The organism is Aureimonas altamirensis, assembly GCF_023702225.1.
GTDB classification, from domain to species: domain Bacteria; phylum Pseudomonadota; class Alphaproteobacteria; order Rhizobiales; family Rhizobiaceae; genus Aureimonas; species Aureimonas altamirensis_B.
On sequence record NZ_JAMQCO010000004.1, the window covers coordinates 242415 to 256673 of the forward strand.

Here is a 14259-nt window from a genome sequence, read left to right on the forward strand (position 1 = left end):
ATGAACGGCGAACTACTCTGGCAACCCACGCCCGAGCGCGCGGCCATGACCGCGATGGCGGATTTTCGGCGCTTCATCGGGGAGCGGACGGGACAGGTCTTCGACGAAACACCCGAGTTGCACCGCTGGTCCGTAGAGAAGCCGGACGCCTTCTGGAACGCGATCTGGGACTATTTCGGCGTGATCGGCCACAAGGGCGAAACGATCCTTGACGACGGCGCCCGGATGCCCGGCGCGCGCTTCTTTCCGCAAGCGCGTCTGAACTTCGCCGAAAACCTTCTCGCACGGCGCGGCCAAAGCGACGAGGATGCGCTCGTCTTCATCGCCGAGGACAAGGCGAACGACCGTTGGAGCTGGTCCAGGCTCGTCGCCGAGGTATCGAAGCTGCAACAGGCCTTCACGGCATCCGGGATCGGACCGGGAGACAGGGTTGCCGCCTACCTGCCGAACATGCCCGTCGCCATCGCCGCGATGCTGGCTGCAACGTCCCTCGGCGCGGTCTGGTGCTCCGCTTCGCCCGATTTCGGACCGCGCGGCGTTCTCGATCGCTTCGGGCAGATCGAGCCCAAGCTGCTGATCACCGTCGACGCCTACTGGTATGCCGGCAAGAAGAACCCGCTGGGCGATCGGCTTGCGGAGATCGTGGCGGCGCTGCCGAGCGTCGGCCAGGTCGTCGTCGCGGATCTGTGCGGCGATGCCGCGGCGGTGGCCGCAAGCCTGCCGAACGGCACCGCCCTCGACGCGTATACCGCGCCGTTCGACGCAGGCGAGCCGACATTCGAGCGCCTCCCCTTCGATCATCCCGTCTACATCCTCTTTTCATCCGGCACGACCGGCGTGCCCAAATGCATCGTCCATCGGGCCGGCGGCGTGCTGCTGCAGCATCTCAAGGAGCATGCGCTGCATGCCGACGTGCGGGCCGGCGACAGGCTGTTCTATTTCACCACGCTCGGCTGGATGATGTGGAACTGGCTGGCCTCCGGCATGGCGACCGGCGCGACGCTGCTGCTTTACGACGGCTCCCCGTTCCACCCCGGCCCTCAGGTGCTGTTCGACTATGCCGAGAAAGAGCGCATGACGCATTTCGGCACCTCGGCCAAGTATATCGACGCCGTGAAGAAGGCCGGGCTGACCCCGGGCGAGACGCACGACCTGTCCAGCCTGCGCGCCATGATGTCCACCGGCTCGCCGCTGGTGGCCGAAAGCTTCGACTACGTCTATCGCTCCATCGCCGCCGACCTGCATCTGGCCTCCATCTCCGGTGGCACCGATATCGTTTCCTGTTTCGTGCTGGGAGATCCGACGCGGCCTGTTCGGCGGGGCGAGATACAGGGGCCCGGCCTCGGCCTGGCGGTCGAGGTATGGACCGAGGACGGAAAGAAGGCGCCGTCCGGCGAAAAGGGCGAGCTCGTCTGCACCAGGCCCTTCACGGCGATGCCGCTGCAGTTCTGGAACGACCCCGGCGACGTGAAGTATCGTGGGGCCTATTTCGAGCGCTTCGACAATGTCTGGTGCCACGGCGATTTCGCCGAGATGACCGATAGCGGCGGTTTCATCATCCATGGCCGCTCCGACGCGACGCTGAACCCCGGCGGCGTCCGCATCGGCACGGCCGAGATCTATGCGCAGGTCGAGAAGATACCCGACATCATGGAATGCATCGCCATCGGCCAGGATTTCGAAGGCGACGTGCGCGTCGTCCTGTTCGTCCGGATGCGCGACGGTGCGCCCTTCACACCCGAGATCGAAAAGCGCATCCGCCAGGAGGTCCGCAGCGGGGCTTCCCCGCGCCATGTCCCGGCCCGCATCGTGCCGGTAGCGGACATCCCCCGCACCAAGAGCGGCAAGATCGTGGAACTGGCGGTGCGCGACGTGGTGCATGGACGGCCCGTGCGCAACAAGGAGGCGCTGGCGAACCCCGAGGCGCTGGACCTGTTCCACGACATCCCGGAACTGGCAGGCTGAGCGGAAACCAGGCGCGGCGAATGGCGGCCATGTCGCATTCGTACAAATGGCAGGCCGCTTTCATCATCGCCGCGCGGGCCGCAACGATGCCATGCTCGGCGCTCAGGAACGGGTACGGCTGACATGCAGAGATTCTCCGGCTTCAAGATTTTCGCCAAGGGCCTGTCGGGCAACAAGGGCTGGGCGCCGCAATGGCGCTCGCCGGAGCCGAAGCCCGAATACGACGCCGTCGTCGTCGGCGGCGGCGGCCATGGGCTGGCCTGCGCCTACTACCTGGCGAAAGAGCACGGGATCACCAATGTCGCGGTTTTGGAGAAAGGCTGGATCGGCGGCGGCAATACCGGCCGCAACACGACCATCATCCGCTCCAACTATCTGTTCGAGGAGTCGGCGGCGCTCTACGACCATGCGCTGAAGCTGTGGGAGGGCCTGTCGCAGGACCTGAACTACAATGTCATGTATTCGGCGCGCGGCGTTTTGATGCTGGCCCATAACATCCACGACGTGCAGGTCTTCAAGCGGCATGTCCATGCCAACAGGCTGGCCGGCGTGGACAATGAGTGGCTCGATCCGCAGCAGTGCAAGGAATATTGCCCGCCGCTCAACATCGATGCCGCAACCATGCGCTATCCGGTGCTGGGTGGCGCGCTGCAGCGACGCGGCGGCACGGCGCGGCACGACGCCGTGGCCTGGGGCTACGCCCGTGCGGCCTCCGCGCGCGGCGTCGACATTATCCAGAATTGCGAAGTCACCGGCATCACACGGGGGCCGGACGGCGGCGTGACGGGCCTCCAGACCACGCACGGCGCCATTCGCACGCGGCGCATCGGGGTGTCCACCGCCGGCAACTCGTCGGTTCTCATGGCCATGGCCGGCGTGCGCATGCCACTGGAGAGCTTCCCTCTGCAGGCGCTGGTGTCGGAGCCCGTGAAACCGGACTTCCCCTGCGTCGTCATGTCCAACACCATCCACGCCTATATCAGCCAGTCGGACAAGGGCGAGATGGTGATCGGCGCGGGCACGGACGCCTACACCTCCTATACGCAGCGCGGCGGGCTGCATATCGCCAACCATACGCTGGACGCCATCTGCGAACTCTTCCCGCAGTATCGCCGGCTGCGCATGCTGCGCAACTGGGGCGGTATCGTGGACGTGACGCCCGACCGCTCCCCCATCATCGCGAAGACGCCGGTGCCCGGCCTGACCGTCAATTGCGGCTGGGGGACGGGCGGCTTCAAGGCGACGCCGGGCGCAGGGCATCTCATGGCGTATACGATGGCGCGCGGCGAGCCGCACCCCATCAATGCGCCCTTTACCATCGAGCGCTTCCGCGACGGACATCTCATCGACGAGGCCGCCGCGGCGGCCGTGGCGCACTGACAGGACGGGCCCGATCCATGCTTCTGATAAACTGCCCCTATTGCGGCCCGCGCCCGGAACTCGAATTTCGCCATGCCGGAGAAGCGCATATCGCCCGCCCGGCCCGGCCCTCCGCCACGTCCCCGGAAGAATGGGGAGACTATCTCTACCAGCGCAGCAACGAGCGCGGGCTGCATGCCGAGCGCTGGCGGCATATCCACGGCTGCGGGCGCTTCTTCAACGCCTTGCGCGACACGCAGACCGACTTCTTTACCGCCACCTACGAGACCGGAGAACCGAGGCCCGACCGGCCTGCCGATGCAGGGAGCGACAGTCGATGAGCGCTTTCCGCACCCCGCATGGCGGCCGCATCGACCGGGACAGGCCCGTCTCGTTTTCCTTCGACGGCAAGCCCTTTCCCGGCTTTGCGGGCGATACGCTGGCCTCGGCCCTGATCGCTTCCGGCACGCATCTCGTCGGACGTTCGTTCAAGTATCATCGCCCGCGCGGCATCCTGACCGCAGGCAGCGAAGAGCCGAACGCGCTTGTCGGCGTCGGCCGCGACGAGACCCGCTATACGCCGAACCTGCGCGCGACGCAGGTCGAGCTCTACGACGGACTGAACGCCGAAAGCCAGAACCGCTGGCCGTCGCTGGAATGGGATGTCGGAGAGGTCAACGACGCGCTCGGACGCTTCTTTGCGGCGGGCTTCTACTACAAGACGTTCATGTGGCCGCGCGCCGCCTGGGACAAGCTTTACGAGCCCATCATCCGCAGGGCGGCGGGGCTTGGGCGCGTGGCCCGTGCGCCGGATGCGGACCGTTACGCGCAGCGCTACGCCCATTGCGACGTGCTGGTGGTGGGCGCTGGCCCCGCCGGGCTGGCGGCGGCGCTGGCTGCCGCCGAAAAGGGCAAGCAGGTGATCCTGTGCGACGAGCAGGCCGAACCCGGCGGCAGCCTGCTGCACGAGAACGCCGCCATCATCGACGGCCAGTCGGCCGGCGCATGGGTGGCAGGGGCCTTGCGGGACCTGGCGGGTCGCGGCAACGTCACGCTTCTGCCGCGGACCACCGCCTTCGGTTTCTACCCGCATAATTTCGTGGGCCTGAACGAGCGGGTAACGGACCATCTGGCGAACCCGGCCCCCGACCAGCCGCGCGAGCGCATGTGGCAGGTGCGGGCCGGCCATGTGGTCTTCGCGACCGGCAGCATCGAGCGTCCGCTCACCTTTCCCGAAAACGACCGGCCCGGCATCATGATGGCCGAGGCGGCGAGGCTCTACCTGAACCGCTACGGCGCCATCCCGGGAGAGACGGCCACCGTCTTCGCCGCCAACGACAGCGCCTACCGCGCGGCATGGGATCTGAAGCAGGCGGGAATGGAGATCGCCGCCGTCGCCGACCTGCGCGCCGGCCCGTCCGGCCCATGGGTAGAGCGTATCCGGGCCGCCGGCATTCCGGTGTATGCGGAGACGGCCGTCGTCGGCACGCGCGGCCGGCTGCGCCTGGGCAGCGCCATCCTTGGCCGGGTCGGCTGGCGCAGCGGAGAAACCGTGCCCTGCGATACGCTGATCATGTCGGCCGGCTTCACGCCGACGGTGTCGCTGTTCTCGCAGACGCGCGGCAAGCTGAAGTGGAGCGAGGCGCTCGGCGCCTACCTGCCCGCCCATTCCGTGGAAGGGGAAAGCTCCGTCGGGGCGTGCCGCGGCACGTTCGGCCTTGCCGCCGCCCTCGCCGAGGGCTGGGCCGCCGGCGGCGGCCCCGCGCGCGATTTTACCGTCGAGGCGGACCCGGTGGGCGAGGACGGCTTCCGGGGCGCAACGCCGCACCGGCGCAAGCCTTCCTCCGTCAAGGCCTTCGTGGACTTCCAGAACGACGTGACGTCCAAGGACATCAAGCTGGCCACCCAGGAGGGTTTCCACTCGATCGAGCATGTGAAGCGCTACACGACGACGGGCATGGCGACGGACCAGGGACGCCTTTCCAACATCAATGCGCTGGCCATCGTGGCCGGCGAATTGAAGCGGCCGGAACCGGCCATCGGCCTGACCACCTTCCGCCCACCCTACACGCCCACCACATTCGGCAGTTTCGCAGGCCAGTCGCGCGGTGCGCTGTTCGATCCCGTCCGCTGCACGCCGATCCACGACTGGGCGGCCGAGCATGGCGCCGTCTTCGAGGATGTCGGCATCTGGAAGCGGGCGCATTACTTCCCCCGGGCGGGAGAAGACATGCATGCGGCCGTCGCGCGCGAGTGTCGCGCCGTGCGCGGCAAGGTCGGCCTGTTCGATGCGTCCACCCTCGGCAAGATCGAGGTTGCCGGCCCCGACGCCGCCGAATTCGTCAACCGCATGTATACCAACCCCTTCGCCAAGCTGGCCACCGGCCAGTTGCGCTACGGCGTGATGCTGCGCGAAGACGGTTTCGTCATGGATGACGGCGTCATCGCCCGCATGGCGGACGACAGGTTCCACGTCACGACGACCACGGGCGGCGCGCCCCGCGTGCTGCATGTGATGGAAGACTATCTGCAGACGGAATGGCCCGATCTGGATGTCTGGCTGACCTCGATCACCGAGCAATGGGCAACAGTGGCGGTTCAGGGCCCGGATGCCCGCAAGGTGCTGGAGCCGCTGGTGGAGGGCGTCGACATTTCGCGCGGAAGCATGCCGCACATGAGCTGGCGGGAAGGCAAGGTGGCTGGCATACAGGCGCGGCTCTGGCGCGTTTCCTTTACCGGCGAACTCGGCTTCGAGATCAACGTGCCGGCCGGCTATGGCCGGGCCGTCTGGGAGGCCGTCCACGCGGCGGGAGAAGCCCATGGCATCACGCCCTACGGCACCGAGACCATGCACGTGCTGCGGGCCGAGAAGGGCTACATCATCGTCGGGCAGGAGACGGACGGTACGGCTGTTCCGGACGACGTCAACCTCGGCTGGGCCGTCGCCAAGAAGAAGGACGATTTCGTCGGCATGCGGTCGCTGATGAGGCCGGCGCTCCAGGCAGCCGACCGCAAGCAGCTCGTTGGCCTCCTGACCGATGATCCGAAGGTGGTGCTGGAGGAAGGCGCGCAGCTCGTCGAGCATGACGGCGACAGGGCCGCGCCGGCGCGCATACCCTCCCTCGGACATGTGACGTCCTCCTACCCGTCGGCCAGCATGGGCCGATCGATCGCGCTGGCGCTGGTCAAGGGCGGGCGCGCCCGCCTGGGCCAGCGGCTGGACGTGCCGATGCCCTCCGGACGCATCGGCGTCACCCTCGTGGACCCTGTCTTCTACGACGCAGCCAATGAGCGACTGAATGTCTGAGTCCCGCTTCCAGAACCCGCTCGACACCCTAGCAGCCACGAGCCGCCGTTCTCCCGCCGTGGCGCTGGACCTTGTCCAGGCGCGGGCGCGTTTCAGCTTCCGGGCGCGCGACCAAGCCGCCATAGACGCCGTCGGCGCGGCCTTCGGCATCGCTTTGCCCCGACAGGCCTGTCGCTTCGAGGAAGCCGACGGCAAGCGCGTCCTGTGGCTGGGTCCGGACGAATGGCTGCTCGTGATGCCGATGGCGGACGGCGCACGGCATCTGGCTGCGCTCGAAAAGGCTCTCCTCGGCAAGCCCGCTGCGCTGGTGGATGTAAGCCACCGCTCGCTCGCCTTCACGGTGGCCGGGCCGCAGGCGGCAGCTGTCCTCAATTCCGGCTGCCCCCTCGATCTGTCGCCGGGCGCGTTTCCGGTGGGCATGTGTACGCGCACGGTGCTGGCGAAGACGGAGATAATTCTGCTACGCACCGCGGAAGACCGCTTCCTGGTGGATGTCTGGCGCTCCTTCGCGCCCTACGCCTGGTCGTGGCTGGAAGAAGCGCGGCGCGAATTCATCTGAGTGCTCCGCGCCGGCAAATAGTCGAATTGCTCAAGGTCGGTGCGCAATGGTCTCTCTGTTCGAACTCTTCAAGGTCGGCATCGGGCCATCCTCGTCGCACACGGTCGGGCCGATGCGCGCCGCCGCGCAGTTCGTCGAGCGGCTCGGCGACAGGCCGGAAGATGCCGGGATCGTGCGGATCGAAGTCGTGCTCTACGGATCGCTCGCCTGGACGGGGCGCGGCCATGGGACGGCGGAGGCCGTCCTGCTGGGGCTGTGCGGCCAGCATCCGGAAAGCGTGGATCCGGACGCCGTCCACGGCCTCGTCGCGGCGATCCGCCAGGACAGGCGGCTCACCCTGCCCAGCGGCGGCGCCATTGATTTCGACGAAGAGAAAGACCTTCTCTTCGACTTCGTCACGGAGGCGCCGGTCCATCCCAATACGCTGAGCTTCAGGGCATTCGACGTTGCCGGCAACCTCTACGCCGATGAGCGATGGTGCTCGATCGGCGGCGGCTTCGTCGTGCCGGAGGCCGATGTCGGCCAGGCGTCCGAAGACGCGGCGTCGGTGCCTTTCGGCTTTTCCAGTGGCCGGATACTTCTCGATGTCGGCCGCCGCACCGGCCTGTCCATCGCCGAGATCGTCCGCGCCAACGAGCATGCCCTGCGTGATCGAGAGGCCGTTTCGGCCCATCTGGCCCGTATCGTGGATGTCATGATGGCCTGCATCGACAGGGGGCTTTCCACCGATGGGGAATTGCCGGGCGGCCTGTTCGTGCGGCGACGCGCCAAGGCGTTGAAGGCCAAGCTCGAGGCGGACCACATGCGCAATGCCCGCCACCCCCACGAGATCATGGATTGGGTGAGCCTGTATGCCATCGCCGTCAACGAGGAGAATGCGTCCGGAGGGCGTGTGGTGACGGCCCCGACCAATGGCGCGGCCGGCGTCGTGCCGGCCGTCCTGCGCTATTACCGCGATCATTGCGCCGGCGCCTCCCATGCCGGTATGGAAACCTTCCTGCTGACGGCGACGGCAGTCGGCGCGCTCTTCAAGCAGAACGCCTCGATCTCCGGCGCGGAAGTCGGCTGCCAGGGCGAAGTCGGCGTGGCCTGTTCCATGGCGGCGGCCGGGCTGGCCGCCGCACTGGGCGCGACGAACGAGCAGGTCGAGAACGCGGCCGAGATCGGCATGGAACACCATCTGGGCATGACCTGCGATCCGATCGGCGGGCTCGTGCAGGTGCCCTGCATCGAGCGCAACGCCTTCGGCGCCGTGGCCGCCGTGCAGGCCGCCTCGCTGGCCATGCGCGGCGACGGACAGCACATCGTTTCGCTGGACAAGGTCATCGTGACCATGCGCGAAACGGGCCGCGACATGGCCTCCAAGTACAAGGAAACCTCGCAGGGCGGCCTCGCCGTCAACCACCCGGAGTGCTAGGAGATTCGTGACTGAGGCTGCGGCGATCTGCCCAATTTCAGGGCATGTCGCGAAAGCGCCAGATTTCGTCGCTTGCAGTAAAGTAACCGGATAAGAATGGCTCCAGATTGAGCCGATCCGCCGGGCGCTTTTGGAGGCGAAGCCCATGCTCGACCGCAGCGACACATCCCTTGCCGCCCTCATCGCCCGGCGCGTTCCGGGCTACTCGCTGGAAGCGCCCTTCTATACCAGCGAAGAGGTTTTCGCCGCCGACATGGAAGCCGTGTTCGAGACGACATGGCTTTTCGTCGGGGTAGAGCCCGACGTGCCGGAGCCCGGCGACGTGATGACGGTCGATATCGGCCGCAATTCCATACTGATCGTGCGTGACGACGACATGAACGTCCGCGCCTACCACAATGTCTGCCGCCATCGCGGCGCCCGGCTGGTGCTGGAAGAGAAGGCGACGGTGGGCAACCTCGTTTGCCGCTACCATTCCTGGACCTACAATCTGGATGGCGATCTCATCCATGCCGAGCACATGGGCCAGGGCTTCGACCGCGCCTGCCACGGCCTGAAGCCGGTGCATGTCCGCTCGCTGGAGGGGCTGATCTTCATCTGCCTCGCGAACGAGCCGCCGGCCGATTTCGACGACATGGCCGCAGTTATGGGCCCCTATCTCGCCCCGCACAATCTGCGGGACACCAAGGTGGCCTACCAGCATGACCTGATCGAGCCGGGCAACTGGAAGCTGACGATGGAAAACAACCGCGAGTGTTATCACTGCGGGGCCAACCATCCCGAGTTGACGGTCCCGCTTTTCGCCTACGGCTTCGGCTTCGCGCCGGAAGAGCTGGACGAGGTCGAGCGCGCCCAGGCCGAACGCTACGGCTGCATGGTCAACGACAGCCATGGCGAATGGGAAGCGGCGGGCGTGCCTTCCGCCTGCGTGGAGCATCTGGATGACATGGTGACCGGCTATCGCACCGAGCGCCTGCCGCTGGACGGCGCCGGCGAAAGCCACACGATGGACACCAAGGCGGCCAGCCGCAAGCGCCTCGGCACCATGCCGAGCGACAGGATGGGCGCGCTCCATTTCTGGACGCAGCCCAACAGCTGGCATCATTTCATGGGCGATCACGCGGTTGTCTTCTCCGTCATCCCGCTCGATGCCCACCGCTCGCTTCTGCGCACCAAGTGGCTCGTGCACAAGGATGCGGTCGAGGGGGTGGACTACGATCTGGACAACCTCATCGGGGTCTGGATGGCGACGAACCAGCAGGATTCCGATCTTGTCGGCTACTGCCAGCAGGGTGCGATGTCGGCCGCCTACCAGCCCGGCCCCTACTCTCCGCATACCGAGATGCTCGTGGAGAAGTTCTGCAACTGGTACATCCAGCGCATGCAGGCCCATTTCATGCCAGGCCGCGCCGGCGTCGATGCGTCGCGCGCGGCATGAAACGGGAAGGGCCTTTTCGTTGAGCGCCATGGATACCGCCGCCCTGCCCGCACCCACCGGCTATTACGAGTGGGACCCGAACGAGGACGACGTCCTCATCTGCCGCGCCGTGCGCGCCGAGACGCACGATGTGAAGACGTTCGTCTTCGCGCCGCGCAAAGGCCGGCACTTCACCTACAGGCCCGGGCAGTTCCTGACGTTCGAGTTCGAGATCGGCGGCGAGGCGATCTATCGCTGCTATACGATCTCATCGTCGCCGACCCGGCCGGATACGGTTTCCATCACCGTCAAGCGCGTATCCGGCGGCCCGGTCTCCAACTGGCTGCACGACCATTTCCGGCCCGGCATGATGCTGCGGGCAACGGGGCCTATGGGCGACTTCTCCTGGGCGGAGGCCCCCTCCCAGCCGAAATATCTTCTTCTGTCCGGCGGCAGCGGCGTCACGCCGATGATGTCCATGGCGCGCAGCGCCTACGACCTCGCCGAGATCCGCGATACGCTGTTCGTCCATGCGGCCCGCTCGCCGGCCGACATCATCTACCGCGACGAGCTGGATTTCATGTCGCGTCGCAACCGTTCCATCCGCGTCGCCCACATCTGCGAGGAAGACAGCCCGCACGAAGCGTGGAGCGGGCTGCGTGGCCGGCTGACACGTCCGATGCTGGAGGCGGTCGCGCCCGACTTCATGGAGCGCATCGTCTTCGTCTGCGGCCCCGCCCCCTTTATGGCCGCCGTCCGGGAGATGCTGAAGGGGGTGGGCTTCGACATGGCCCGCCACTTCGAGGAGAGCTTCAACTTCGAGGAACTGCCCAGGGAAGACCGGGCCGCGGTGGAAGAGGCCGCCGAAGAACTGTCGAGCCAGGTCGCCACCTACCGGGTGGAATTCGCCAAAACGCGCCGTGTCGTCGAGTGTCCGGAAAACCTTACCATCCTCGATGCGGCGCGCCGGGCGGGCATGCGCCTGCCATCAAGCTGCGCCAAGGGCCTGTGCGGAACCTGCAAGTCGAAGAAGCTGTCCGGCACGGTGGAGATGACGCATCAGGGGGGCATCCGCCAGCGCGAGATCGACCAGGGCATGGTCCTGATCTGCTGCTCGAAGCCGCGCTCCGACGTCGTCATAGACCGGTAGGGACATCGCATGGGAGCCCCGCCCGACATCGCATCCCTGACGAGCTTCGGCTTCCTCACGCTGCCGAACTATTCGATGATCGCCGCCAGTTCGGCCATCGAGGCCTGCCGTATCGCCAACTACGTGGCGGGCGGTGAAATCTACCGCTGGAGGGTTATGAGCCTGTCGGGCGAGCCGGTGGAGGCGTCCAACGGCCTATCGCTGGCGCGCACCTGTGCACTTTCGGGCACGTTCCGCCCCGACATCCTCTTCGTCTGCGGGGGCGTGGACATTCGCTCGTCTGTCGACCGCCGGACGCTGGAGGAACTGCGCCGCATGGCGCGGCGCGGCCAGCCGCTGGGTGCCCTGTGCACCGGCAGCTTCGCCTTGGCGGAAGCCGGCGTGATGGACGGTTATCGCTGCGCCATCCATTGGGAAAACCTTTCGGCCATCCGCGAGGAGTTCGCCGATGTCGAATTCGTGGAAGACGTCTTCGTGATCGACCGCGACCGCTTCACCTGCACCGGCGGCACCGCACCCATGGATATGATGGCGGCGCTGGTGGAGGCGCGGCTCGGACGCGGCGTCAAGCAGCGGCTGGCAGAACAGTTCATCCTGGAGCGGCTGCGCGGAGAAGGCGAAAGCCAGCAGCCCCCGGTCTCGCGCCATGGCCCGGCCCATCCCGCGCTCGACTACGCCGCCATGGTGATGCGGCGCACGATGGATGCGCCGCTGGCCGTCACCGCCATCGCGGCGCGCGTCAACCTGTCTTCGCGCCAGCTCGAGCGGCTGTTCCGCCAGCATACCGGCGTCGGCCCTGCCGAATACTACCTGTCGTTGCGCCTCTCCCACGCGCGCGATCTTCTGCGCCAGTCCGACCTCAGCGTGACGGCGGTCGGCATCGCCTGCGGTTTCGTTTCGCCCGCCCACTTTTCGGCGGCCTACCGGCGGCGCTTCGGCCACGCGCCGCGCAGCGAAAGGGCATTGCCGCCGCAGACGGACAAGCGGGCGCGCCCGGCTGATGGGGCAGCGCGCCCAACCGAGGATATCCTGTCATGATCGCCAATGCCGACGCGCTCCTGAAGCCGCTGACGATCAAGGGTCTCACCATCCGCAACCGGGTCATGTCCACCAGCCATGCACCCGGCTACGGCAAGGACGGCAAGCCGCAGGAACGTTACCAGCTCTACCACGAGGAGAAGGCAAGGGGCGGCATCGGCCTTACGATGTTCGGCGGCTCTTCTTCCGTCGCGATCGACAGTCCGGCCACACCCTGGGCGCAGGTTTCGGTGGCGGACGACAGCGTCGTCCCGTTTTTCCGAGAGTTTTCGGACCGCATTCACCGGCATGGCGCCAGGCTTATGATCCAGCTTACCCATATGGGACGGCGGACCCGTTCCGATACCGACAACTGGATGCCCACCATCGCACCCTCCGTCCGCCGCGAGCCGGCGTCACGCTCCGTGCCGAAGGAAATGGAGCAGGAGGATATCGACCGCGTGGTGCGGGCTTTCGCCGAGGCCGCGCGGCGCTGCCGCGAAGGCGGGCTGGACGGCTGCGAAATCTCGGCGGCGCACGGGCATCTGGTGGACCAGTTCTGGAGCCCCTCCTCGAACCGGCGCACCGACGCCTATGGCGGCAGCCTGGATAACCGGATGCGCTTCGGCATCGAGATCCTGGAAGCGATGCGCATGGCGGCGGGCGACGACTTCGTCATCGGCATCCGCATGTCGGGCGACGAGATGGTCGGCGACGGCCTGTCGCAGGACGACCTGATGACGATCGCGACGGAATATGCCGGGCGCGGGCTGGTGGATTTCCTCAACATCATCGGCGGCCAGGCGCGCGACCATATTGCCCATGCCGTTTCCCTGCCGAACATGAGCTTTCCCGTCGCGCCCTTCCTGTACCTTCCGAGCGCCATCAAGCGCGAGGTGGACATACCGGTGTTCCACGCCCAGCGCGTGACCGACATCGCCAGCGCCGCCCGCGCCGTTGCCGAAGGCCATGTGGACATGGTGGCGATGACCCGCGCCCATATTGCCGATCCCCATCTGGTGAAGAAGCTGCAGGAGGGCCGGGCCGACGATATCCGCCAGTGCGTCGGCGCCGGGTACTGCATCGACCGCATCTATGTCGGCGGTGACGCCCTGTGCATCCAGAACGCGGCCACCGGGCGCGAGGCGACGATGCCGCACGACGTGGCGCCGGGCGCGACGCGCAAGAAGGCCGTGGTGATCGGCGGCGGGCCGGCCGGGCTGGAGGCCGCCCGGGTGCTGGCGCTCCGCGGCCATGCCGTGGTCCTGTTCGAGAAGCAGCCGGGCACCGGAGGGCAGATTTCCATCGCCGCCAAGGCCACCTGGCGGGAAGCCCTGTCCGGCATATCGCGCTGGCTGAATGCCCAGGTGGTGAAGCTGGGCGTCGACCTGCGGCTTGGGCAGGAGGCGACGGAGGAAGCGGTGCTGGCGGAGAAGCCCGACATCGTCATCGTGGCCACGGGGGGCAGGCCCAATCTCGGCCACGCCAAGGGCGCCGACAGCTTCGCCGTGTCCACCTGGGACGTCCTGACCGGGGCCGTGGAGCCGACCGGCTCCGTCCTCGTCTATGACGAGCAGGGCCAGCACAACGCATCCTCGACCGCCGAGCATCTGGCCAGGCGCGGCTGCCTGGTGGAAATCGCCACGCACGACCGGATGGTGGGAGAAGAGATCGGCACGACCAACCAGCCGATCCATCTTCGCGAGTTGTACAAGCTCGGCGTGGTGATGTCGCCCAACATGGAGCTGATCGAGATCTACCCCGAGGGCAACCGCCTGGTCGCGGCCCTGCGCAACACCTACACCGACACGGAAGAGGAGCGTGTCGTGGACCGCGTGGTGGTGGACTATGGCAGCCTGCCGGTGGACCGGCTGTATTTCGGCCTGAAGGAGAAATCCCGCAACCACGGCCAGACCGACCAGGAAGCGCTGGTGGCCGGCCGGCCGCAACCCGATGACGGCGAGGGGTTCGCACTCTATCGCATCGGCGATGCCGTGGCCGGCCGCAACATCCACGCGGCGATCTACGACGCGCTGCGCCTCTGCAAGGATATCTGACGATGGGCCGG

The 14259-nt window shown here is 67.0% G+C and carries 10 protein-coding genes; all 10 read left to right on the forward strand.

Annotation, left to right across the window (positions count from 1 at the left end):
* The 10 genes from NDN16_RS08695 to NDN16_RS08740 all read left to right on the forward strand — a co-directional run bounded on the left by NDN16_RS08695 (position 1) and on the right by NDN16_RS08740 (position 14248).
* Positions 1 to 1965, forward strand: a complete 1965-nt coding sequence (locus NDN16_RS08695; protein WP_251113224.1) for an acetoacetate--CoA ligase — start codon at positions 1 to 3, stop codon at positions 1963 to 1965.
* 123 nt (positions 1966 to 2088) lie between these two features.
* Positions 2089 to 3345, forward strand: a complete 1257-nt coding sequence (locus tag NDN16_RS08700) for a sarcosine oxidase subunit beta family protein (RefSeq protein WP_251113225.1) — start codon at positions 2089 to 2091, stop codon at positions 3343 to 3345.
* A 17-nt stretch (positions 3346 to 3362) separates the two neighbouring features.
* Positions 3363 to 3665, forward strand: coding sequence for a sarcosine oxidase subunit delta (locus NDN16_RS08705; RefSeq protein WP_251113226.1), 303 nt, complete (start codon positions 3363 to 3365; stop codon positions 3663 to 3665).
* Positions 3662 to 6631: a sarcosine oxidase subunit alpha family protein gene (locus tag NDN16_RS08710; RefSeq protein ID WP_251113227.1), complete on the forward strand. Its 2970-nt coding sequence runs from the start codon at positions 3662 to 3664 to the stop codon at positions 6629 to 6631. Before NDN16_RS08705 ends, NDN16_RS08710 begins: the two co-directional genes overlap by 4 nt.
* Complete coding sequence (locus NDN16_RS08715; protein ID WP_251113228.1) at positions 6624 to 7190, forward strand: sarcosine oxidase subunit gamma; 567 nt, start codon at positions 6624 to 6626, stop codon at positions 7188 to 7190. Before NDN16_RS08710 ends, NDN16_RS08715 begins: the two co-directional genes overlap by 8 nt.
* A gap of 46 nt (positions 7191 to 7236) precedes the next feature.
* On the forward strand, positions 7237 to 8607 hold the full coding sequence (locus NDN16_RS08720; RefSeq protein WP_251113229.1) for an L-serine ammonia-lyase: 1371 nt from the start codon (positions 7237 to 7239) through the stop codon (positions 8605 to 8607).
* 145 nt (positions 8608 to 8752) lie between these two features.
* Positions 8753 to 10045: an aromatic ring-hydroxylating oxygenase subunit alpha gene (locus NDN16_RS08725; RefSeq protein ID WP_251113230.1), complete on the forward strand. Its 1293-nt coding sequence runs from the start codon at positions 8753 to 8755 to the stop codon at positions 10043 to 10045.
* A 28-nt stretch (positions 10046 to 10073) separates the two neighbouring features.
* Positions 10074 to 11174 (forward strand): hybrid-cluster NAD(P)-dependent oxidoreductase, encoded by a 1101-nt coding sequence (locus tag NDN16_RS08730; protein WP_251113386.1) that lies wholly within the window; start codon positions 10074 to 10076, stop codon positions 11172 to 11174.
* Between the two features lie 9 nt (positions 11175 to 11183).
* Complete coding sequence (locus NDN16_RS08735; RefSeq protein WP_251113231.1) at positions 11184 to 12212, forward strand: GlxA family transcriptional regulator; 1029 nt, start codon at positions 11184 to 11186, stop codon at positions 12210 to 12212.
* Positions 12209 to 14248, forward strand: coding sequence for an FAD-dependent oxidoreductase (locus NDN16_RS08740; protein ID WP_251113232.1), 2040 nt, complete (start codon positions 12209 to 12211; stop codon positions 14246 to 14248). The genes NDN16_RS08735 and NDN16_RS08740 overlap by 4 nt, the downstream gene beginning before the upstream one ends.
* The last annotated feature ends 11 nt before the right edge of the window (positions 14249 to 14259 follow it).